This is a genomic window from Enterovirga sp. CN4-39 (genome assembly GCF_049446235.1).
In the GTDB taxonomy this organism is placed as follows: domain Bacteria; phylum Pseudomonadota; class Alphaproteobacteria; order Rhizobiales; family Beijerinckiaceae; genus Enterovirga.
In genome coordinates, this window is record NZ_JBMSEF010000004.1 from 206,412 (window position 1) to 228,710 (window position 22,299).

Here is a 22,299-nt window from a genome sequence, read left to right on the forward strand (position 1 = left end):
GAGGGAATGATGAAAAATGCCGTTCACTCGTTTGTCGCAATCGGCGCGGCCCTGGCGGCGAGCTTGGTCGCAGCGCCGAGCGCGGTTGCACAGCAGAAGACATTCACCCTGCGTCTGAACCACGTGCTCGGCCCGAACGAGCCGTTCCACCGCGGCTTCCAGGACTGGGCGAAGCGGGTCGAGGAACGCACCAAGGGCGGGCTCAAGATCCAGGTCTTCCACTCCGCGCAACTCGGCGTCGAGGAAGATATCATCGAGCAGATGCGCCAGGGCGCCGCGATCGGCCAGAACACCGATGCTGCGCGGCTCGGGAACTACGTGAAGAGCCTCGCCGTGATGAATGGCCCGTACTTCGCGACATCGCTCGAGGATGTCGAGAAGCTCGGCAAGGCGCCCACCATCACGAAGGCCGCGGATGAACTCGCCAAGCAGCACGGGCTCAGGGTCGTGTGCTTCGACTGGGTGCAGGGCTATCGCCACTTCTTCACGAACAAGCCCGTCCGCAAGCCGGCCGACCTCGCCGGCCAGCGCATCCGCACCCCGCCTGCGCCGATCTGGCAGGAATCGGTCCGAGCGCTCGGCGCCGCGCCGACCGCGATGGCATTCGGCGACATGTATCCGGCACTGCAGCAGCAGGCGATCGACGGGGTCGAGCTCGTCTACAACAACATCCCGGGCGGGCGCTTCTACGAAGTGCTCAAGTTCGCGAACGAAACCAAGCACATCATGCTCGTGAACTTCCAGGTCGTCGGATCCCAGTTCTTCGACAGCCTGCCGGCCGAATACCAGACGGCGCTCGTCGAGGAGTGCAGGAAGGCTGGCCGGGAAACGTCCGAAAAGATCCTCGCCTCGGAAGCGACGGTGCGGGCGCAGCTGAAGAATCGCGGGATGACGGTCGTCGAGGATGTGGACCTCGCAGCATTCAAGCAGGCCGGCAACGCGGCCTACGAGAAACTCGGACTGACCGAGGTGAAGAAGGCCGTCGAGGCCGAAATCGGCCGGCAATAGGCAGATCCCGAGGAGCCAGCAGGATGAGGACTGCCTATCGCGCGCTCGGCCGCGCCGAGGCCATTGTCGCCGGAACCTTCCTGGTCGCGATGGTGCTCCTCATCTTCCTGGGCGGCTTGGCGCGCCTTGCGCACATGCCTCTCAACTGGACCACGGATCTCGCGACCTGCCTCTTCGCCTGGGCCTGCTTTCTCTGCGCCGACATCGCTTGGCGGAATGGAGGCTTGATGGCGATCGAGATCGTCACGGAGCGCCTTCCTGCCGGGGCGCAGCATGTGGTCACGTGGATCAACTACGCGATCATTGCCGGCTTTCTCGCCTACGTGGTCGGGGCAGGTCTGTGGCTGTCCTGGGTCAGCCGGGCGCGCAGCTTTCAGGGCATCCCCGACGTCAGCTATTCCTGGATCACGATGAGCCTGCCGGTCGGGGCGGCGCTTCTCCTCATCACCACGATCGTCAAGGCTATCGACCATCGGCGGCTGACGGCAGCCGTCCCTGCGGCGCCGATGGCCTGAGCGCCGGCCATGCTCCTCGTCGCCATCGGCTTCACGGTCTTCATCCTCATGGGCATGCCGGTCGCCTTTGCGATCGGCATCTCGGGCGCGCTGTTCTTCCTGCAGAACCCGGACCTGCCCTTCACGATACCGGTTCAGGTGACCGTCTCGCAGACCCAGAACTTCGCGCTGCTCGCCGTCCCGCTCTTCATCATCGCGGGCAACTTCCTCAACAAGTCCGGCATCACGGAACAGCTCCTCAAGCTCGCATCCGTGATGACCGGCCGGCTTCGTGGCGGCCTGGCCCAGGTGTCGCTCGCGCTATCGGCGCTCATGGGCGGCGTTTCTGGCTCGGCCATTGCGGACGCCGCCATGCAGGCCCGGATGCTCGGCGACGCCATGCTGAAGCGCGGCATGTCGAAGGGATTTGCCGCGGGCGTCCTCTCGTTCGGATCGCTGCTCACCCCCGTGATCCCGCCGGGCATCGGCATGATCCTCTACGGCACGATCGGTCAGGTCTCCATCGGGCGGCTGTTCGCGGCCGGGTTCGTGCCGGCGATCCTGCTCTGGATCGCGCTCGGCATCGCCGTGAACGTCACGGCGCGCCGGCGTGGCTATCCGCCGGAGCGGGACAGGCGGCCGAGCGTCGCCGAGGTCGGGACAGCGCTGCGCGGCGGCATCTGGGCGCTGCTCTTCCCGGTGTTCCTGCTGGTCGGGTTGCGTGCCGGCGTCTTCACGCCATCCGAGATCGGTGCCTTCGCGGTCATCTATGCCGTCGTGGTCGGCATCGCGCTGCACCGCAAGCTCACGCGAGCCTCCTTCCTGGAGGCGCTCGAGGGCAGTCTGGCCGATGTCGGCGCCGTCATGTTCCTGATCGCCCTGTCCGCGATCATCAGCTACGGCATCGTCTACGAGCAGGTGCCGGATCAAATCTCGCAGCTCATTCTCGGGCTGACCGAGAACCTGCAGGCCGTGATGATCCTCATCGTCATCTTCCTGTTGATCGCCGGGTTCGTGATCGACTCGACCGTGCTGATCATCATGCTGACGCCGATCTTCCTCCCGCTGATCGAGCAGCTCGGCGGCGACCCGGTTCATTTCGGCATGGTCTTCATCATCGCCGCGACGATCGGCAATTTCACGCCGCCGGTTGGCGCCGCCATGTACGCGGTCTGCTCGATCCTGCGGACGTCGATCGGCGAATACACGCGCGAGTCGGTGGCATTCTTCGCCGCGGTGGCGCTGGTGACCTTGGCGCTGGTGTTTCTGCCGGATCTCGTCCTGTTCCTGCCGAACCTGCTGTTCAACCGCTGAGGCGGCGCGGATCGAACATCCGGACAGCGCACTGGGAGACTTGGGCGAACGCTCCGGGGCGCGCCTGCCTTTGGTCCGCCAGCTTGGCGGGGCAGCACTGGACGATTTCTTCGACCCAACCGGCAGAATGCACAGCAGGTCGCTCCTGACCCCGCGCCGCTCCACCCTGGATGGCCCTGAGGGAATAGCAGCCTCTCGCCCATCGCCGGACCGGAGAAGACGGCCGATGCGCCCGCCTGAGCGAGGGCCCGGCTGGTGGCGGGGGTGTCACCCCAGGATGAAATCCGCCACGAGCTTGATGTTGAGCCCCACGATGATGGCGGCGATTGCGGCCGAGCTGGCCGTCAGCCATCGGGGCGAGACGAGGGCTCCCATCTTCCGCCTGCTGGCGGTGATCAGCACCAGGGGGATGACCGCGAAGGGAAGCTGCAGGCCGAGGACGACCTGGCTGAGAATGAGCAGCTTCGCCGTGCCCGCATCGCCAAAGGCGATCGTCACCGCGGCCGCCGGGATGATGGCCAGCCCTCGCGTGACGAGGCGCCGGAGCCACGGCGCGATGCGGAAGTTGATGAAGCCCTCCATGACGATCTGCCCCGACAGCGTCGCCGTGACCGTCGAGTTCAGGCCGCAGCAGAGCAGCGCGATGCCGAAGAGGGTCGGGGCGAGGGTCGAGCCGAGAAGCGGCGTCAGGAGCTTGTGCGCCTGCCCCAGTTCCTCGACGTCCACGTGGCCGGTCTTGTGGAAGGCGGCCGCGGCCAGGATGAGGATCGAGGCGTTGATCGTGAGCGCGAAGAGCAGCGCGAGCGTTGAATCGATCGTGGCGAACCGGATCGCCTCCCGTTTCTCGGGCATCGTGTGCCCGTAGGCCCGGGTCTGCACGATGCTCGAGTGCAGAAAGAGATTATGCGGCATCACGGTCGCCCCGATGATGCCGAGCGCGAGGTACAGCATGTCCGGGTTCGTCACGAGCTCGGTCGTCGGCGCGAAGCCACGGATCACCTGCCCCCAATCGGGATGCGCCATCGCGATCTGCAGGAGGAAGCACACCCCTATCACCCCGATGAGCGCCACCACCATGGCTTCGACCCAGCGGAAGCCCTTGTTCTGAAGGTAGAGGATCAGGAAGACGTCCAGCGCCGTGATGACGACGCCGAGCTCGAGCGGGATGCCGAAGAGCAGGTTCAAGCCGATCGCGGTGCCGATCACCTCCGCAAGGTCGGTCGCCACGATGGCGAGTTCCGCGAGCGCCCACAGGGCATAGCCGACCGGCTTCGGATAGGCATCGCAGCAGGCCTGGGCGAGGTCGCGGCCCGTGGCGACCGCCAGCCGCGCGCAGAGCGCCTGCAGGACGATCGCCATGACGTTGGACAGAAGCGCGACGAACAGCAGCGCGTAGCCGAAGCGCGAGCCACCCGCGAGCGACGTCGCCCAGTTCCCGGGGTCCATGTAGCCGACGGCCACGAGATAGCCCGGGCCGAGGAAAGCCATCATCCGGCGCCAGGGCGTGCCGGCGACGGGGATGGAGGAATGAACCTCGGACAGCGAGGCGAGACCGCGGCTGCGCCGCCATCCGCTCTCCGGAGCGGCGGCAGGCGCGGCTGCGCCGAAATCCTCTGAGACGTCTCGGCGCATTCGGCGGACCGGCCCGTTCTGGCGGCAACTCTAGGAGGACTGGAGCGAAGCCCGTGCGAGCGAGGTTTGCGGGAACTCTGCTGCTCGTGCGGACAGCGCGCAGCTCAGAAGCGGGTTCCATCCGCCCGGCGGCCGAGGTCCGCGTGCCGGCGTCCCCCTCGAGACTCGCCTGGCAGCAGGACAGCCGGGTTTCCGCCGTCGCGAAGCGGAGCCGAGGCTGGCGGGCGCCGTCATCCCGACGCGCCGCGTTGCCTCCCGGCGATCCGCCGCGCGAACCACTCCGTCAGCATCGCCTTCTCGAACCGGAGCGGGTCGCCCGCATGGCGCGCCGTCGCGCGCTGGAGATAGTCCTGCCAGCTCAGAAGCTCGTCGCCCCGGGCCAGGACGCGACCCTGCGCCGAGAGAACGTAGCGCAACCGGAGGCGCGGCCAGGTCGCCCCGGTCATGACGCGCTTCGACCCGCTCGGGTCCAGCTCCGGCGCGAGACGCCCGGCGAGGTCGATGTCCAGGATTTCGACCCGAAGATCCTGCCCGGGCGGCAGGTCCCGCGCGAGACGTACGAGATGTTCGACCAGAGCGCGCGCCGCCGCGTCGGCCGTCATCAGGCCGCCCGCCCGGTCCGCATCCGTGAAGCGCGCCGGATCGGAATAGGTCACCCGCACGGCCGCCGCCGCGGGCGTGGCCGTGCTCGCGGCTGTGACCAGGATGAGGAGAGCGGCCCGCATCGGAAAAACCCCGTTCGGCTCGACGCCCCCGCCGTGCAGGTTCGCCTGCACCAAACGATAACGGCGGGCGTTGCCGCCCGCCGTATGCCGGATCACAGAGATCGATTACCCGGCGTTGTTGAGCCCGATGGCCACGAAGCGCGTGCCCTGCCGGTTCTTGATCCGCATCAGCACGGCCTTCTTGCCCCCGTCGCGGGCGGCCTTGATGCCGGCGGCGACCTCGTCGGGCGTGGTCACGGCCTTGCCGCCGACCTCGAGGATGATGTCACCCTCCGAGATGCCCTTCTGGGCCGCCGGCCCGTCCGGATCCACGTTCACGACCTCGACACCCTCTTCGCCGACGCGGCTGCCCGGCGCGAGCTGGAGGCCGAGGCGGAGCGAGCTCTTCCCGGCATCGTCCTCGCGCCCGACCGCGGCCGTCTCGTTCGGCAGGACGCCGAGCTCGACCGTGGCCGTGCGGGGGCTGCCGTCACGCAGATAGGCGACCTCGACCTTCGTGCCCGGCTTCAGACTGGCGATCTTCCGGCTGAGCTCGCGCGCATCGGAGATGGCCTCGCCGTTCACCGTGGTGACCACGTCGCCCGCACGCAGGCCCGCCTTGGCGGCCGGGGTGCCGGACTGGGCCGCATTCACGAGGGCGCCCTTCTGCGTCTTCAGGCCCAGCCCTTCCGCGAGGTCGGGGGTGAGCGCCTGGATCTGCAGGCCGAGATAGCCGCGATCGACCTTGCCGCCCTTCTCGAGCTGATCGACGACGGTCCGGACCGTCTCCGACGGGATCGCGAAGGCGAGGCCGACAGAGCCGCCCGACGGGGAGGCGATGGCCGTGTTCACCCCGACCACCTCGCCCTTCATGTTGAAGGTCGGGCCGCCGGAATTGCCCCGGTTGATCGGCGCGTCGATCTGCAGGAAGTCGTCATAGGGGCCGGCACCGATGTCACGCCCGCGGGCCGAGACGATGCCCGACGTGACCGTCCCGCCCAGGCCGAACGGGTTGCCGATCGCCACCACCCAGTCGCCGACCCGAGGCGCCGTGCTCGCGAGCTTCACGAACGGGAAGGGCCCGCCCTCGTTCACCTTCAGCAGAGCGAGATCGCTCTTCGGGTCGGTGCCGAGGACCTTGGCGCTCAGCGTCCGGCCGTCATCCGTCGTGATCTCGACGGACTTCGCCTTCTCGACGACGTGGTTGTTCGTGACCACGAGGCCATCGGGCGAGATGAAGAAGCCCGAGCCCTGCGCCATTGCGCCGCGCGGACCGCGACGCGGGCCCTGGGGCGTGCCGTTCTCGCCGAAGCGGCGGAAGAACTCGCGCAGCTGTGGCGGGATGTTCTCGAGCCGCGAAGCGTCGTCGCGGCCCGCCTGCCCGCCCTGATCGGTCTGAACCCTGACCGAGACGACGGCAGGCTTCACCTTGTCCACGACGTCCGCGAAGGACGCCGGCGCCTGCGCCGCGTCCACCGTAATGGCTGTCCCCTGGGCGAAGGCCGGGTACTGGCCCTGCACGATGGTCGCGCCGAGCGCGCCCGATGCCACGATGGCCACTGCGGCGACCGATGCCAGGGCCCGGTTGCGCAGGGTGCCGCTCTTCTGAAGTGATTGATTCATCTGACTTACCTCCGAAATCATACTCGGAAGCGCCTCCGAAGCCGTTCGGAAGCGGAGATCGGGGTTCCCCCCACAGGCTTCCGCGTTGTCCATCAATTGCAGTCCCAATATGAGAACGTCCTGGCGGGCAGATTAATTTTTGTTCAGACCGTACGATCGGCGATGCCGCTAACCCGATGGTCAGCACGCCTGCACGACATGGCGGCCAAGCGCTTTGCGCAGCTTGCTTTTTCCGCCACCGCACCCTAACTACCCCTCTGCCGACCTGAGCCGGAATCGGGCATCTGCTGCCCTCCTTCGGGCGTCGAGCGCTTTCGGCCATCGGCATTGCGCGGCCGCCTTACCCGGGCGGCCTTTTCGCGTCCCCACCGATACGGACAAAGACGAGGGTTCCGACACACATGGCGTTTGCGAAACGCAACGATTTCAACGATCGCCGCGAAGCCGCGGCGAATGCCAGGAAGGCGATGCTCGAGCGTTTCAAGGCTCGCCCCCCGGCGGATGACCCGGATGTGGTCGCCCGACAGGCGGAGCGTATCGCGATCGCCGAGGCGCGCGAAAAGCGTCGTGCCGAGCGCGAGGCCATCCGCAAGGCGGAGGAGGAGCGGATCGCCGCCGAGAAGCTCGCGGCCGAGCTCGCCGAGCTGCAGCGCAAGGAGGAAGAGGCTCGCCGTCGCTCCGAGGCAGAGGCGCTGCTGGATGCCGCCCGCAAGGCTGCGCGCGACCTGCGCTACGCCAACCGGAAGAGCAAGAAGCGGCGCTAAGCGCCCGAGACGGTCGGACCAGGGGAGATCCCGAGATGCACGCTCCCCTAGACCCCGACATCCAGACGAAGCGACGACCACCCTTCGGTGAGTTCGTCGCGCTTGTCGCGTTCATGATGGGCCTGACCGCATTCGCGGTCGACAACGTCCTGCCCGCCTTTCCGGCGCTCGGCCGCACCTTTGCGGTGAGCGATCCGAACCAGCTTCAGCTCCTCGTCTACATCTACATGATCGGGTTCGGGGCGACGCATCTCGTCTACGGCCCGGCCGCCGACATTCTGGGGCGCAGGCCTGCCTTCCTGGCCGGCCTCGTGATCTTTCTCGCGGGCTGCATCGCAGCCATGCTGGCTCCCAATTTCGAGACGTTGCTGGCCGCCCGCTGCCTCCAGGGCTGCGGCGCCGCGGCAGGACGCGTCGTCGCCGTGGCCATCGTGCGCGACCGCTTCGTCGGCCGCGAGATGGCGCGGGTCATGTCGCTGACGATGATGGTGTTCATCACCGTCCCGATCTTCGCGCCCGCCATCGGCGGGCTCCTGCTGCTGGTCGGCGACTGGCACGCCATCTTCCTCTCGATGCTCGTGCTCGGGGTGGCGCTCGGCGCGTGGTTCGTGCGCCGGATGCCGGAGACGCTGCGAGCGGAGAACAAGCAGCGCTTCTCGGCGCGGGGGATCCTGTCCGCCTTCCGCCAGACGGCGACCACCCGGGTCACCCTCGGGTACTCCACGGCGTTCGGCCTGATGTTCGGGGCCATCATGTCCTATGTCGGCTCCGCCCAGCAGATCTTCGGCGAGGACGTCTACGGGCTGGGACCCTATTTCCCGGTCGCCTTCGGCCTCGTGGCGGTCACGATGGGGTTCGCGTCCCTTCTCAATTCGCGCCTCGTACGGCGCTACGGCATGCATCGCATCTCGCATGTCGCCCTCCTGGGCTTCATCGCGGTCTCGCTGCTGCAATGCGCCTTCGCGTTCCTCTACGCGGGAAAGCCGCCCCTCTGGCTTTTCGGCGGGCTCCTGGCCGGGAGCCAGTTCCTGACCAGCCTCGCGATGCCGAACTTCAACGCGCTCGCCATGGAACCGGTCGGCCGGATCGCCGGGACCGCCTCATCGCTGATCGGCTTCTACACGACGTTCCTCGGTGCAATCTGCGGCGCCTTTGTCGGCCAGCATTACGACGGGACGGTGATCCCCCTCGCCCTGGGCTATGGCGCCTTGAGCCTCAGCGTCCTCCTCGTCGTGCTCGCGACTGAGGGTGGAAGGCTTTTCAGGCCAACCCACGCGGAGCCTATTCGCTAAAATGTCGAGCGCGGGGTGACGCTCTGTTGCCCAGCAACCGGCAGGCCGGAAAGCTTGCGCAACCGGTGGTCTGCCGAAGCGTTTATGGCGTGCATCTCTCCGAGAGCACGCCATGCCCGAAGCGCACCGCGCCGACATCGATATTCGGAGCGACGATTACTTCGCCATGATCGATGCATTGGAGGATGGGATGAGGGCGATCGCTCTGCCCTCCCCTGCCCCCAGGCCGGCCGCCTCTTCCAGGAGGCCGGTCGTCGCGCCCGGGATGGCGATCGCTGCCGGAGCGCTGCTGCTTGCGGGCGCGGCCGCCGCGACCGGACATTTCCCGGCTCTCTGACGACCCGCGCCACTGCCCCGTTCGGGCTCCAAACTCCTGCGCGTCACTTCCGGGCCACAGCGGTCCCGCTCGGAATGGGGTAGCAAGGGCGGCTGGATCCGGGCGCAACTTTGGTCACGCGAAATCTCCTTGCCGCAGCTCTGAGCGCCTTTCTGGCGTCCTGCTCCGCCCTTCCTTCCGTCGGGCCGCTCAGCGGCGACGTCGTGGCCCGAGCCGAGAGCGGGGGCGAGTTCCGCTATGTCCTGGTCGATGTCGACGACCGGACCGTCGCGACGCTCTCGCGTTCTCCGGGAGTCTCGTTCCGCACCAGCTTCGGGGACCGGCGCGCCGCCCAGCAGATCCGGATCGGCGTGGGCGACGTCGTCAACATCACGATCTGGGAGGCCGCGGCGGGCGGACTCTTCTCGTCCGATGCCGGTGTCGGCTCGCGGACCGCCACCGTCACGCCCCAGCAGGTCAACCAGGATGGCACGATCCAGGTGCCCTATGCGGGCCGCCTGCCCGTCGTCGGGCGCACGCCGGCCGAGGTGGAGACGGCCATCCGCTCCGCATTGGCCGGGAAGGCGATCGAGCCGGAGATCCTCGTCAGGGTACCGGGCGCGTTGTCCAGCACGGTCGTGCTCACGGGCGAGGCGACGCCGGGCGCCCGCATCCCGCTCAGTCCGCGCGGCGACAGGCTGCTCGACATCATCGCGACCGGCGGCGGCATCCTGGGGCCGGCCCACACGGTGCTCGTCCGGCTGACGCGGCAGGACCGCACGGTCACGGTGCCGTTCGAGACGATTCTCTCCACACCATCGGAGAACATCTTCGCACGGGCCGGCGACGTGCTGACGCTCGTGCGCGATCCCCAGACCTTCACGGCCTTCGGCGCGACGGGCAGCCCCCGGCTCATCCCGTTCCCACGCTTGTCCCTGACGCTCGAGGAAGCGATCGCGAGCGCCGGCGGCCTGGTCGACGATCGGTCCGACCCGGACGGCGTGTTCCTTCTCCGCTTCGAACCGCCCTCGGTGGCCCGTGCGCTCGCGCCTGGCCAGGACATCGATGCGCGCGAGCAACTCATCCCGGTCGTCTACCGGCTCACCCTGCGGGATCCGAAGAGCTACTTCCTGGCCCGCACCTTCAGGATGCGAGACAAGGACGTGATCTACGTGGCCAATGCCGCGGGATTCGAGCTTCAGAAGTTCCTGACGCTGGCCACATCGGTGCTCAGCCAGTCGGCCGTTCTCATCGGCGCGGCCCAGACCATCTCGGGAACGATCACATCGAGCCAGGGGCTCGCGATCCAGAGCATCGGCGCCTCGGCTCCCGCAGCCGTCGCCGCGCCTGCCGCGGCCGCCGCTGCGCCTGCGACCCCGGCCGCGCCCGCGACGCCCGCCGCTCCGGCCACCCCGACGCCAGCCGCCACCGCTCCGGCGGCAGCCGCACCTGCCGCAGCCCGCTGATCGGCGGGCCTGCAGCCAAGCCTGGGCGAGCGCGGCGCCCTCGCCTCGCTCCGCTTGCCATTGATGCAGAAGGAAATTGGTGGGCGGTGACGGGATCGAACCGCCGACCCTCTCGGTGTAAACGAGATGCTCTACCGGCTGAGCTAACCGCCCGTGAGGCGCCGCCGGCCCGGGCCGGCAACGGATATTACTGCGAGTTGACCGCGCTTCTCAACTGAGCGCCGGCCCTGAACTTGGGTGTCTTCTGGGCCGGAACGCTGACCTTCTCTCCCGTGCGCGGATTACGGCCTTCAACCGCCCCCCGCTCGGAAACGACGAAGCTGCCGAAACCCACGAGCTTGACCTCGTCGCCCGACTTCAACGCCTGGGTAATCACCGCCACGGCCGAATCGATCGCCCTGACGACATCACCCTTAGGGAGCCCCGATCTCGCAGCAACCGCGTTAACGAGCTCTCCCTTGTTCATTCCGTCCTCCCCGTCCGTGGTACGAAAATCACATTCCAGGCCAGGGGAGTACCGTCTGGCGCAAAGAGCGCGCACAGGCAAGTCCCGCGTCGGCCGAAAACGAGAGGGGCTCCCGGCTTGCGCCGGGAGCCCCCGATCCGTCTCAGCCCCGAGGGCGTCTAGTGGGCGACGACGCCTCGGTCCTCCGCCGCGCCGCGCGGCAGCGGGAGGGGCTCCTCCCACTCGATCGGCTCCGGCTTGCCGGTCAGCGCCCGCTCGAGCACCTGGTCCATGCGGGAGACCGGCACGATCTCCAGCCCGTTCTTCACGGAATCCGGAATCTCGGCCAGATCCTTGGCGTTCTCCTCGGGGATCAGCACCGTCTTGATGCCGCCGCGGAGCGCAGCCAGGAGCTTCTCCTTCAGGCCACCGATCGGCAGCACCCGCCCGCGCAGCGTGACCTCGCCCGTCATGGCGATGTCGTGCCGGACCGGGATGCCGGTCGCCACCGACACGATGGCTGTCGCCATCGCGATACCGGCGGACGGGCCGTCCTTCGGGGTTGCGCCCTCCGGAACGTGGACGTGGATGTCGCGCCGATCGAAGAGCGGCGGCTCGATGCCGAAATCGAGCGCCCGCGACCTCACATAGGAGGCGGCGGCCGAGATCGATTCCTTCATCACGTCCTTCAGGTTGCCCGTGACGGTCATCTTGCCCTTGCCGGGCACCATGATGCCTTCGATCGTGAGCAGCTCGCCCCCGACCTCCGTCCAGGCGAGGCCTGTGACCACGCCGACCTGGTCCTCGGACTCGATCTCGCCGTAGCGGAACTTCGCCACGCCGAGGAAGTCGCCCAGATTGGCCGCCGTGACCTCGATCGTCTTGACCTTCGTCAGCACGATCTCCTTCACGGCCTTGCGGACCAGGTTGGAGATCTCGCGCTCGAGGTTACGGACGCCGGCCTCGCGGGTGTAGCGCCGGACGAGCTCCAGCAGGCCATCATCCGTGATCGACCAGTCCTTCTCCGTCAGCCCGTGCTTCTTCAGCGCGGTCGGGATGAGGTGACGGCGCGCGATCTCGCTCTTCTCCTCCTCCGTGTAGCCGGCGATACGGATCACCTCCATACGGTCGAGCAGCGGAGCCGGGATGTTGAGCGTGTTCGCGGTAGTCACGAACATCACGTCCGAGAGGTCGTAATCGACCTCGAGGTAGTGGTCGTTGAAGGTGTGGTTCTGCTCCGGATCCAGCACCTCGAGGAGCGCCGCTGACGGATCGCCGCGGAAGTCCATGCCCATCTTGTCGATCTCGTCGAGCAGGATGAGCGGGTTCGAGGTCTTGGCCTTCCGCATCGACTGGATGATCTTGCCCGGCAGCGACCCGATATAGGTCCGCCGGTGGCCGCGGATCTCGGCCTCGTCGCGCACGCCGCCGAGCGACATGCGGACGAATTCGCGACCCGTCGCCTTGGCGATCGACTTTCCGAGCGAGGTCTTGCCGACGCCGGGAGGCCCGACGAGGCAGAGGATCGGCCCGGTCATCTTGTTCACGCGCTGCTGGACGGCGAGATACTCGGTGATCCGCTCCTTGACCTTGTCCAGGCCGAAGTGATCGTTGTCGAGCACGTTCTGAGCGCCGACGAGATCCTTCTTGATCTTGGAGCGGCGGCCCCACGGGATGCCGAGCAGCCAATCGAGATAGTTGCGCACGACGGTCGCTTCCGCGGACATCGGCGACATCTGGCGCAGCTTCTTCAGCTCGCCCTTCGCCTTCTCGCGGGCTTCCTTCGTGAGCTTGGTCTTCTCGATCCGCTCCTCGAGCTCGGACAGCTCGTCCTTGCCCTCCTCGTCGCCGAGCTCCTTCTGAATGGCCTTCATCTGCTCATTCAGGTAGTACTCGCGCTGCGTCTTCTCCATCTGCCGCTTGACGCGCGTGCGGATGCGCTTCTCGACCTGCAGGACCGAGATCTCGCTCTCCATCAGGCCGAGCACCTTCTCGAGGCGCTGGGCGACCGTCGGCGTCGCGAGCACGTCCTGCTTGTCGGAGATCTTCACCGCGAGGTGGGACGCGATGGTGTCCGCGAGCTTGGACGGGTCCTCGATCTGCGTGACAGCCGAGACGACCTCCGGGGAGACCTTCTTGTTCAGCTTCACGTAGTTCTCGAACTCGGACACGACCGAGCGGGCGAGCGCCTCCGCCTCGACCTGATCGCCCTTGGCGTCATCGAGCGCGATGGCTTCGGCCTCGTAAAACTCCTCCGTGCGCACGTAGCTGCGCACCTTGGCGCGGGTCGCGCCCTCCACCAGCACCTTCACGGTCCCGTCGGGCAGCTTGAGAAGCTGCAGCACTGAGGCGAGCGTGCCGACGTCGTAGATCGCATCCGTCGCCGGATCGTCGTCCGTGGCGTTCACCTGCGTCGCGAGCAGAATATGGCCGTCGCCCTTCACGACCTCTTCGAGCGCGCGGATGGACTTCTCGCGGCCGACGAAGAGCGGGACGATCATGTGCGGGAACACCACGATGTCCCTCAGGGGAAGGACAGCATAATTCCCGACGGTGCCAGGCTCGACGGGCTGGCGGGTCTTCGGATCTGTCATGGAACGTCCTTAAAATATTCGCCTTCGCGTCCCCTCGGCTGAGCAGGAGCTTGAGCGATCAACCGGGCGCTCACGCCGACTTGGATCGGCTGCGACCGGTACGCTGGAACGCACCTCGGTGGAATGAGCGTACGCCGTGGGCGTATCGCTAAAGTGGCGAGCGGGAGCCCCGCTTTCAAGCAACGTTCCGTCGCAGGCGGGGTACCGCACACAGCGGATTCAGGCACGCGTCCGAGGGGCGAATGCCTGCGCCGCAGGGCCGGCCGGCCTGGATGCGAGCACGGTCCCGGCATCGAGGAGATAGCCAGGACCGTTCGCATCACGGCGATCACGCGCTCGCCGCGCTCGGAGTCTCGCGCTCGCGGTCCGAGTGGATGAAGAGCGGCTTCGTCTTGCCCTCGACCACCTCGGGCCCGATCACGACCTGCTCGACGGATTCGAGACCCGGCAGGTCGTACATCGTGTCGAGCAGGATGCCCTCCAGGATCGACCGCAGGCCGCGGGCACCGGTCTTCCGCTCGATCGCCTTGCGGGCGACGACGGACAGCGCCTCCTCCTGGAAGGTGAGCTGGACGTCCTCCATCTCGAACAGCCGCTGGTACTGCTTGACCAGCGCGTTCTTCGGCTCCTGGAGGATGCGCTTCAGCGCGGTCTCGTCCAGGTCCTCGAGGGTCGCCAGCACGGGCAGACGACCGACGAATTCGGGGATGAGGCCGAACTTCAGCAGATCCTCCGGCTCGACCTCGCGGAAGATCTCGCCCGTCCGCCGATCGTCCGGGGCCGAAACCGACGCACCGAAACCGATCGAGGTACCTTTTCCGCGCGCCGAGATGATCCGCTCGAGCCCGGCGAAAGCGCCGCCGCAGATGAACAGGATGTTCGTCGTGTCGACCTGCAGGAATTCCTGCTGCGGATGCTTCCGGCCCCCCTGCGGCGGAACGGAGGCAACCGTGCCCTCCATGATCTTCAGCAGCGCCTGCTGCACGCCCTCGCCCGACACGTCGCGGGTTATCGACGGGTTGTCGGACTTGCGCGAGATCTTGTCGATCTCGTCGATGTAGACGATGCCGCGCTGCGCCCGCTCGACATTGTAGTCGGAGGCCTGGAGCAGCTTGAGGATGATGTTCTCGACATCCTCGCCGACATAGCCGGCCTCCGTCAGCGTCGTCGCATCCGCCATCGTGAACGGAACGTCGAGGATCCGGGCGAGCGTCTGCGCGAGCAGCGTCTTGCCCGAGCCCGTCGGCCCGATCAGCAGGATGTTCGACTTCGCGAGTTCGACGTCCTGGTGCTTCGTCGCATGCGCCAGGCGCTTGTAGTGGTTGTGCACTGCGACCGAGAGAACCTTCTTCGCGTGCTCCTGGCCGATGACGTAGTCGTCCAGGACGCGCCGGATCTCCTTGGGGGTCGGAACGCCGTCACGCGAACGCACCAGCGAGGACTTCGACTCCTCGCGGATGATGTCCATGCAGAGTTCGACGCACTCGTCGCAGATGAAGACCGTGGGGCCTGCGATGAGCTTGCGAACCTCGTGCTGGCTCTTGCCGCAGAACGAGCAGTAGAGCGTGCTCTTCGAGTCGGTGCCGCCAGCCTTGCTCATCTTATGTCTCCGCTCGGATCGCAGGCGTCTGGCGCCTGCGAATCGTCTCTCAGGGTAGGTGGCGCCGGGCTAAGAAAAGGTAGCCACCTTCTTCCATGCTCCCCGCCCGCCCCCGACCTCTCGCAAACGCGAGAAGCCCCGGGAAGGATGCAAACACGCGGGGGAGGCCGATTCAATAGGAACGAAAGCGGTCAAATCGCACAGCTGCGCCGCCCGCCGCGCGCGGCGGCTCAGGCTGCGGCCGCCGCTTCCGGCCTCTTCACCAGCACCTGGTCGATGAGGCCGAACTCCTTGGCGGCTTCGGCCGTCATGAAGTTGTCGCGCTCGAGCGCCTGCTCGACCGCCTCGAGGTCGCGGCCCGTGTGCTTGACGTAGATCTCGTTGAGCCGCCGCTTGAGCGCCTCGATCTCGCGCGCGTGGATCAGGATGTCCGTCGCCTGGCCCTGGAACCCGCCCGACGGCTGGTGGACCATGATGCGGGCATTCGACAGCGCGAAGCGATGATCCTTCTCGCCGGCGGCGAGAAGCAGCGAACCCATGGAGGCGGCCTGGCCGACGCAGAGCGTGGCGACAGGGCAGCGGATGAACTGCATGGTGTCGTAGATCGACAGCCCCGAGGTCACCACGCCGCCCGGCGAGTTGATGTAGAAGGAGATCTCCTTCTTGGGGTTCTCCGCCTCGAGGAACAGCAGCTGCGCCACGATGAGCGAAGCCGAGTAGTCCTCGACCGGGCCGGTCAGGAAGATGATCCGCTCGCGGAGAAGCCGCGAGTAGATGTCGAACGCACGCTCGCCGCGGTTCGACTGCTCGACCACCATTGGCACGAGCGTGTTGTTGAAGACGTCTACCGGATCTCTCATCTGTCGCTTCGCTCCGGAGGCAGCCCGGCCGAACTAGCCGGCCGGGACGAACCCCATCCCCCAATCACGCAGCGGCGTTGTCGGCCGCCTTCGTCTCGTCCTCGTCGCGGAACAGCTCCTCGCGGGAGACCTGCTCCTCGACGACATTGACCCGCTCCAGCAGGTGATCGACCGTCTTCTCCTCGAGGATCGGAGCCCGAAGCTCCGCCTTCGCGGCAGGATTCTTCTGGAAGTATTCCCACACCTGGCGCTCCTGGCCAGGGTACTGGCGGACCCGCTCCACGAGGGCGCGATCGACTTCCTCGTCCGTCACCTGGATATCGGCACTCGAGCCGACCTGTGCAAGGACGAGCCCGAGCCGCACCCGGCGCTCCGCGATGCGGCGATATTCCGCACGGGCCTCTTCCTCGGTCGTGCCCTCGTCCGCGAAGGTGCGGTTGTTGTTCTTCAGGTCAGCCTCGACCTGCGACCACACGGCCGCGAATTCCTGCTCGACGAGGCCGACCGGGAGCTCGAAGGAATACTTCTTGTCGAGCGCGTCCAGGAGCTCCTTCTTCACCTTCCGGCGGGACTGGGCGTCGAAGTCCCGCTGGATGGCGGAGCGGACCGCATCGCGCAGCTTCTCGAGCGACTCCATGCCGAAGGCCTTGGCGAATTCCTCGTCCACGGTCACTTCGCCCGGAGCCTGCACCTCCTTGACGTTGACCTCGAACTCGGCCGCCTTGCCGGCGAGTTCGGCCGAGCCGTAGTTCTCCGGGAACGTGACGTTGACGGTCCGCGTCTCGCCGGCCTTCGCGCCGACGAGCTGCTCCTCGAAGCCCGGGATGAAGGAGCCCGAGCCGAGCTCGACCGTGATGTCGTTCGCGGTCCCGCCCTGGAAGGCTTCGCCGTCGATGCGGCCCACGAAATCGACCACGACGCGGTCGCCGTTGGCGGCCTCTGCGCCCTCGCCCTTGTCGGAGAACGAGCGGTTCTGGGCAGCCATGCGCTGGAGCGCCGTGTCCAGCTCCTCGTCCGTCACCGGGGCGACGACCTTCTTCAGCGTGACGTCCGACAGATCGGCGAGTTCGAAGGTCGGCAGGACCTCGACCGCAACCGTGAAGTCGAGGTCGCCCTTGGCGTCGAGCGCCTTCTCGACCTCGGCCTGATCGCTGGCCATGTCGACCTTGGGCTCGAGGGCCAGCTTCAGGTTGTTGTCCTGGATGATCTTGCGGTTCGCCTCGTTGACGGCGTTCTGGACGACGTCCGCCATGACCGAGCGGCCGTACAGCCGGCGCAGATGCGCGAGCGGCACCTTGCCCGGACGGAAGCCGTTGATCCGCACCCTGTCCTTCAGGGTGGACAATTCGCTGGTGAGCCTTTGCTCGAGCTCGGTCGCAGGCAGAGTCACCTTGAACTCACGCCGCAAACCCTCTGATCTCGTCTCGGTCACCTGCATCGAAATCGCCTCTTGTGCCTGCAGCCGCAGCGCCCGGCACCGATTTTCCGGTGGGGCGTCGGCTGCCAAATCTTCGAACCCGTCGCGACGGAATGGTGCGGGCGGAGGGACTCGAACCCCCACGACTTTCGCCGCTGGAACCTAAATCCAGTGCGTCTACCAGTTCCGCCACGCCCGCTTCACGCCGCGTCGCGGTCGTGGCGGCTCTTCCCATAGATGTTGAATTCCGGCAACCCTGAGGCCGAAACCCTTCCCGCCGACATATAGTAGAGGAACAGCACCACGAGTAGGCGTGCGGCCTGGGAACGGCATGTCGCCCTTCTGCGTCGTCAGCTACCTGGATTGAGCAATCGATGGCCGACACGTTCACCTTCAGCCGGCGCGGCGCGCTCGCCGGCCTTGCCGCGACGCTCGTTCCGTTGCGGGCCCATGCACAGGAGTCGCGGGCGGTACCGCCCCGCGCCGGCCCACAGCCCGTTCTCCTCCGCGCCGCGCCGGCCCGCCGCAAGCTCCTGCCGGATGCTATCGAGGAAGCCGATCTCTGGCTGCTCGACGGGCCGAACGGGCTTCCCGTCATCCGGGCGAAGCATGGGGACGAAGTGTTCGCGCGCCTCGTGAACGACACGCCGGCACCACTCACCCTTCACTGGCACGGCCTGCGCGGCCCGAACGCCGTGGACGGCGTCGCGGGCCTCACCCAGGCGGCCGTCGCGCCGGGCGCCTCCTTCGACTACCGCTTCAAGGCCCCCGATCCCGGAATCAGCCTTATCCGTCCGATGATGCCCGGCTCCGCCGGCGAGGCGGCCGGTCGCGGGATCGGCGGGCTGCTCATCGTCGAGGAATCGGCGCCTCCGAAGGTCGCGGCCGAATATGCGCTCGTCCTGCGGGACTGGCGCGTCGAGAAGACCGGCGCCCTGTCCCCGTTCGGCGCGCCGATGGAGGCGGCCCTCGCGGGACGGCTCGGGAACCGGCTCAGCCTCGACGGCCAAGATCCGCCGCGACGCATCGAGGCGCCTGCCGGCGCGCAGATCCGGCTGAGGCTCGCCAACGCGGCGAATGCCCGAATCCTGCGCATCCGCTTCGACGACATGAAGGTGTTCGTCGCTGGCGTGGACGGCCAGCCGACGGACCGTTTCGAGCCGCTCCGCGCCAGCCTGCCCTTTCCGCCCGGCACCCGCTACGATCTCCTGGTCGAGCTTCCGGCCGAGGCCGGCCGCGCGAGCCGCATCACGGCCCTGGTCGGCGAGGGGGTGCCGCTCCTCGAGATCGCGGCGACGCAAGCCCCGGGGGGCGAGAAGCCGCCAGAGCTCGAGAACCTGCCGCAGAACGCGTCACTGCCCCCGGAGATCAAGCTCCAGAACGCGCTCCGGAAGGACCTCGCCATCACGGGCGGGGCAACGCGGGGCCCGGCAGGCGAGCCCGTCTACACGGGCGACCCGCGGGCGATCTGGAAGATCAACGGCACGTCGGGCGATGCGGGCGGCCCTCCCCTGTTCACGGCGAAACGGGGCCAGCCCGTCGTCCTGGCGCTCCACAACCAGACGGGCTTCCCCCAGCCGATCCATCTTCACGGCCATTCCTGCCGGCTTCTGCACGGGCTGGACGACGGCTGGGAGCCCTATTGGCTCGACACCTTCCAGGTCGCAGAGGGCCGCACCGCGCGGATCGCCTTCGTGGCGGACAATCCTGGCAAATGGGCGATCGGCTCCAGCGTGCTCGAGCGCTTCGACACGGGCCTCTGGGGCTGGTTCGAGGTGACCTAGCGGGCTGACCGCGTCCTGCCCCCTCGGCTTCGACGAATTGCTGGCGGACAGGGCGGATGTGGATGCCCTGGCTGGCCGGATCAGGAGCGCGGCGCGTTCGTGAGTTGCTCCTCGCGCCAAGCAAGATAGAGGACCGGCAGCGGGATCTGTGCGGGGGGCGAGATGGCGTCGAAGGTGCTCGTAACGGCCGGGGCGTCGGGGATCGGGCTCGCGATGGTCCGGGCCTTCCATCAGGAGGGCGCGAGCGTCTTCACCTGCGACATCGACGAGGCGGGACTCGCTCGGGCGCAGGGCGAGATGTCCGGGTTGCAGATTGCCCCTTGCGACATCGGCGATCGCTCCGCCGTGCAGGCGATGGTGGCGGATGCCGCCACGCGCCTCGGCGGCCTCGACGTGCTCGTCAACAATGCCGGGATCGCCGGCCCGACGAGCCCGGTCCAGGACACCGATCCCGACGAATGGGAAGCGGTTCTACGGGTGGACCTCACGGGCGCGTTCCTGGTCGCGAAACACGCGATCCCGCATCTCATCCGGTCGGGCGGCGGCACGATCATCAACATGGCCTCCGCGGCCGGACGGTTCGGCTACGCCAACCGAGGTCCGTATGCGGCGGCCAAATGGGGCCTCATCGGGCTCACGAAGACGCTCTCGATGGAACTCGGCCAGTACGGGATTTGCGTGAACGCGATCGCGCCGGGTGCCGTGGACGGTGACCGGATCCGACGCGTGTTTGAAGGTCGGGCCCGGATTTCGGGTCGAAGCCCGGAGGAGGAGATGGAGGGGGCCCTCGCCCACCAATCCGTCAAGCGCCTCGCCCAGGCTTCCGAGATCGCAGCGCTCGCCGTGTTCCTCGCATCGCCTGCGGCGCGGTCGATTTCCGGCCAAGTCGTCCCGGTCGATGGGGATCAGCAGCGGAACTGACCGGCGAGAGGGCCGAGGCCTCGCTTCAGGCGAGCACGTCCTGCATGACCCGGGGCAGCAGTTCCGGAAGGTCTTCGGCAATGAGCCCGGGACCGAAACCCGCTCCCGCCTCCGCATGCATCCAGACCGCGCAGGCTGCAGCCTCGAAGCCCGGCATGCCCTGCGCCATCAGGCCCGCGACGATGCCGCCCAGCACGTCGCCGGAGCCGGCCGTGCCCAGATAGGCCGACCCGTTCAGGTTGATCGCCGCCCTCCCCTGCGGGCTGGCGATGACGGTGTCGGCGCCTTTCAGGATCACGAAGGCGTCCGTGAAGGACGCGAGCCCCAAGGCGCGCTCCAGCTTGGATGGCCGCGCCGCGATGGCGCGGGCCTCCGCCGAGGCTTCGCCCGATCCGGCAAGCAGGCGCTTCAGTTCCCCCTCATGCGGTGTGAGGACGACCGGCGTTTCGCGCGGCGCGCGCGTCAGCGCGGCGAACGCCTCGGCCGATCCGGAAAAGCTCGTCAGCGCATCCGCATCGAGAACCGTCGCCCGGTCCGCCTCGAGGGCGGTCTCCACCCAGCGCCGGGTCGTCTCGCCGACGCCGAGCGCCGGCCCGAGCGCGAGCGCATTGAAGCGGTCGTCCGTCAGGAGGTCGGAAAACTCGTCGGGGTCGTCGCAGACCCGCATCATGATGGCCGTCAGATGGGCGGCATTGACCGAGAGTGCGCGCGCGGATGTCACCACGGAAACCAGCCCCGCTCCCGTGCGCAGCGCGCCACGCGCCGCGAGCCGCGCCGCGCCCGTATTGGCGGGGCCGCCGGAGACGACCAGCGCATGGCCCCGATCGTATTTGTGCGCCGTCTCGCCGGGGCGCGGAAACGCCTTGCGCCATAGGTCTTGGCCATTGGCGAAGAGCGTCGGTCCCGAGAGGCCATCGCAGGAGACGCCGATATCGGCCACCTCGACAATGCCCGCATGGGCACGGCCCGGCTGGAGAAGGTGGCCCGGCTTTCGGCACGCGAAGGTGATCGTCCGGTCCGCCCTGACGGCGGCTCCCCGCACCAGGCCGCTATCCGCATCGATGCCGGAGGGAATGTCGATCGCGAGGACCGGCCTGCCGGCCGCATTGACCCGGGCGATCAGGGCCGCGACCTCGCCATCTAGGTCGCGGGCGAGCCCGGTCCCGAAAAGCGCGTCGATCACGAGGTCGGCGCCCGCGGGGTCGGCTCCCGCGAGGGGCAACGGCTCCTCGCCCCAGAGATGTCCTGCTTCCGCGGCGTCGCCGGTCAGCCCCGACAAGAGCTTCATGGCCGCGACCGTGACGTTGTGGCCCTTGTTCGCCAGGAGGCGCGAGACCACGAACCCGTCGCCGCCATTGTTCCCCGGACCGCACAGGACCAGCACCCGGCCCGCTTCGGGCAGCATGCGGGCAGCCGCCTCCGCGGCCGCCTCCCCCGCCCTGATCATGAGCGTGAAGCCAGGCGTGCCGGCCGCGGTCGCTCGGCTATCAGCGTCCCGCATCTGATCGGATTTGAGCAATCTTTGCATCGAGATTCATCGCTCAAGGTAGCGGTCTGCCCGCGGGATCAACAGTTGCACAGAAGTTATGCAACCCGCTGCACGCTTGATCATCAGCACCGGAGCGGACGCTCCGGATTCGACATGGCACCGCCACCGCCCTGATGGTAAGACCCCGATCAGATTGCACGCGCGTTGCAGGCCGCATCCCAGATGAAGAAGATCGAAGCCATCATCAAGCCGTTCAAGCTCGACGAGGTGAAGGAGGCGCTCCAGGAAGTGGGGCTGCAGGGCATCACCGTTCTCGAGGCGAAGGGCTTCGGCCGCCAGAAGGGTCATACGGAACTGTATCGCGGCGCCGAATACGTCGTCGACTTCCTGCCCAAGGTGAAGCTCGAGATCGTGCTCGCCGACGATCAGGTCGACGCGGCCGTGGAGGCCATCCGCAAGGCGGCCCAGACCGGCCGGATCGGCGATGGCAAGATTTTTGTATCAAGCGTCGAGGAAGCGATCCGCATCCGGACCGGGGAAACCGGAACCGACGCGATCTAGGCATCAGCGCTCTAT

General features: G+C 67.6%; 19 protein-coding genes and 2 tRNA genes. 10 read left to right on the forward strand and 11 right to left on the reverse strand.

The annotated features are described in order from the left end of the window. Positions 1–6 precede the first annotated feature (6 nt). Genes ACO2SS_RS09495 through ACO2SS_RS09505 form a run of 3 tightly spaced genes read left to right on the forward strand, consistent with a single transcriptional unit; the run spans position 7 to position 2,816 of the window. Positions 7–1,008, forward strand: a complete 1,002-nt coding sequence (locus ACO2SS_RS09495) for a C4-dicarboxylate TRAP transporter substrate-binding protein (protein WP_423277391.1) — start codon at positions 7–9, stop codon at positions 1,006–1,008. Between the two features lie 23 nt (positions 1,009–1,031). Continuing rightward, positions 1,032–1,523, forward strand: a complete 492-nt coding sequence (locus ACO2SS_RS09500; RefSeq protein WP_423277392.1) for a TRAP transporter small permease — start codon at positions 1,032–1,034, stop codon at positions 1,521–1,523. Positions 1,524–1,532: 9 nt separating this feature from the next. Further along, a complete protein-coding gene (locus tag ACO2SS_RS09505) occupies positions 1,533–2,816 on the forward strand; it encodes a TRAP transporter large permease (RefSeq protein ID WP_423277393.1) in 1,284 nt (427 codons plus the stop codon). 267 nt (positions 2,817–3,083) lie between these two features. Here the strand turns inward: ACO2SS_RS09505 and ACO2SS_RS09510 are convergent, their stop codons facing one another. The 3 genes from ACO2SS_RS09510 to ACO2SS_RS09520 form a co-directional block, all read right to left on the reverse strand. Beyond that, entirely contained in the window at positions 3,084–4,448 is a 1,365-nt protein-coding gene (locus ACO2SS_RS09510) for an Nramp family divalent metal transporter (RefSeq protein WP_423277394.1), read from the reverse strand. Positions 4,449–4,678: 230 nt separating this feature from the next. After that, positions 4,679–5,269: a DUF3016 domain-containing protein gene (locus ACO2SS_RS09515; RefSeq protein WP_423277395.1), complete on the reverse strand. Its 591-nt coding sequence runs from the start codon at positions 5,267–5,269 to the stop codon at positions 4,679–4,681. Between the two features lie 9 nt (positions 5,270–5,278). Then, the gene (locus tag ACO2SS_RS09520) at positions 5,279–6,775 is read right to left on the reverse strand and encodes a Do family serine endopeptidase (protein ID WP_423277396.1); all 1,497 of its coding nucleotides are present in this window, start codon (positions 6,773–6,775) and stop codon (positions 5,279–5,281) included. A gap of 401 nt (positions 6,776–7,176) precedes the next feature. On the opposite strand from ACO2SS_RS09520, the gene ACO2SS_RS09525 reads away from it, so the two are divergent. The 4 genes from ACO2SS_RS09525 (at position 7,177) to ACO2SS_RS09540 (ending at position 10,613) form a co-directional block, all read left to right on the forward strand. Continuing rightward, positions 7,177–7,539 carry a DUF6481 family protein gene (locus ACO2SS_RS09525; RefSeq protein ID WP_423277397.1) on the forward strand — a complete coding sequence of 121 codons (363 nt, stop codon included), beginning with the start codon at positions 7,177–7,179 and terminating at the stop codon, positions 7,537–7,539. Between the two features lie 35 nt (positions 7,540–7,574). After that, positions 7,575–8,831, forward strand: coding sequence for a multidrug effflux MFS transporter (locus ACO2SS_RS09530; protein WP_423277398.1), 1,257 nt, complete (start codon positions 7,575–7,577; stop codon positions 8,829–8,831). 112 nt (positions 8,832–8,943) lie between these two features. Continuing rightward, positions 8,944–9,168 carry a hypothetical protein gene (locus ACO2SS_RS09535; RefSeq protein ID WP_423277399.1) on the forward strand — a complete coding sequence of 75 codons (225 nt, stop codon included), beginning with the start codon at positions 8,944–8,946 and terminating at the stop codon, positions 9,166–9,168. Between the two features lie 203 nt (positions 9,169–9,371). After that, positions 9,372–10,613, forward strand: a complete 1,242-nt coding sequence (locus ACO2SS_RS09540) for a polysaccharide biosynthesis/export family protein (protein WP_423277400.1) — start codon at positions 9,372–9,374, stop codon at positions 10,611–10,613. Positions 10,614–10,690: 77 nt separating this feature from the next. On the opposite strand, the gene ACO2SS_RS09545 is transcribed toward ACO2SS_RS09540, so the two are convergent. The 7 genes from ACO2SS_RS09545 to ACO2SS_RS09575 all read right to left on the reverse strand — a co-directional run bounded on the left by ACO2SS_RS09545 (position 10,691) and on the right by ACO2SS_RS09575 (position 17,728). Then, positions 10,691–10,766, reverse strand: a tRNA-Val gene (locus tag ACO2SS_RS09545). 34 nt (positions 10,767–10,800) lie between these two features. Next, positions 10,801–11,079 (reverse strand): HU family DNA-binding protein, encoded by a 279-nt coding sequence (locus ACO2SS_RS09550; protein WP_423277401.1) that lies wholly within the window; start codon positions 11,077–11,079, stop codon positions 10,801–10,803. Between the two features lie 158 nt (positions 11,080–11,237). Beyond that, entirely contained in the window at positions 11,238–13,652 is a 2,415-nt protein-coding gene (gene lon / locus ACO2SS_RS09555; RefSeq protein WP_423277402.1) for an endopeptidase La, read from the reverse strand. A 328-nt stretch (positions 13,653–13,980) separates the two neighbouring features. Beyond that, the gene (gene clpX / locus ACO2SS_RS09560; RefSeq protein WP_423277403.1) at positions 13,981–15,252 is read right to left on the reverse strand and encodes an ATP-dependent Clp protease ATP-binding subunit ClpX; all 1,272 of its coding nucleotides are present in this window, start codon (positions 15,250–15,252) and stop codon (positions 13,981–13,983) included. Positions 15,253–15,482: 230 nt separating this feature from the next. Next, a complete protein-coding gene (locus ACO2SS_RS09565; RefSeq protein WP_423277404.1) occupies positions 15,483–16,112 on the reverse strand; it encodes an ATP-dependent Clp protease proteolytic subunit in 630 nt (209 codons plus the stop codon). A gap of 64 nt (positions 16,113–16,176) precedes the next feature. Then, positions 16,177–17,550 (reverse strand): trigger factor, encoded by a 1,374-nt coding sequence (gene tig / locus ACO2SS_RS09570; RefSeq protein WP_423277405.1) that lies wholly within the window; start codon positions 17,548–17,550, stop codon positions 16,177–16,179. Between the two features lie 93 nt (positions 17,551–17,643). Further along, positions 17,644–17,728, reverse strand: a tRNA-Leu gene (locus ACO2SS_RS09575). Positions 17,729–17,903: 175 nt separating this feature from the next. Between ACO2SS_RS09575 and ACO2SS_RS09580 the strand changes: the two genes are divergently transcribed. Continuing rightward, positions 17,904–19,313, forward strand: coding sequence for a multicopper oxidase family protein (locus tag ACO2SS_RS09580; RefSeq protein ID WP_423277406.1), 1,410 nt, complete (start codon positions 17,904–17,906; stop codon positions 19,311–19,313). Positions 19,314–19,475: 162 nt separating this feature from the next. Next, positions 19,476–20,234, forward strand: a complete 759-nt coding sequence (locus ACO2SS_RS09585; protein WP_423277407.1) for an SDR family NAD(P)-dependent oxidoreductase — start codon at positions 19,476–19,478, stop codon at positions 20,232–20,234. 25 nt (positions 20,235–20,259) lie between these two features. Here the strand turns inward: ACO2SS_RS09585 and ACO2SS_RS09590 are convergent, their stop codons facing one another. Then, on the reverse strand, positions 20,260–21,762 hold the full coding sequence (locus tag ACO2SS_RS09590) for an NAD(P)H-hydrate dehydratase (protein WP_423277408.1): 1,503 nt from the start codon (positions 21,760–21,762) through the stop codon (positions 20,260–20,262). A gap of 183 nt (positions 21,763–21,945) precedes the next feature. On the opposite strand from ACO2SS_RS09590, the gene ACO2SS_RS09595 reads away from it, so the two are divergent. Next, positions 21,946–22,284: a P-II family nitrogen regulator gene (locus ACO2SS_RS09595; RefSeq protein WP_423277409.1), complete on the forward strand. Its 339-nt coding sequence runs from the start codon at positions 21,946–21,948 to the stop codon at positions 22,282–22,284. Positions 22,285–22,299 lie beyond the last annotated feature (15 nt).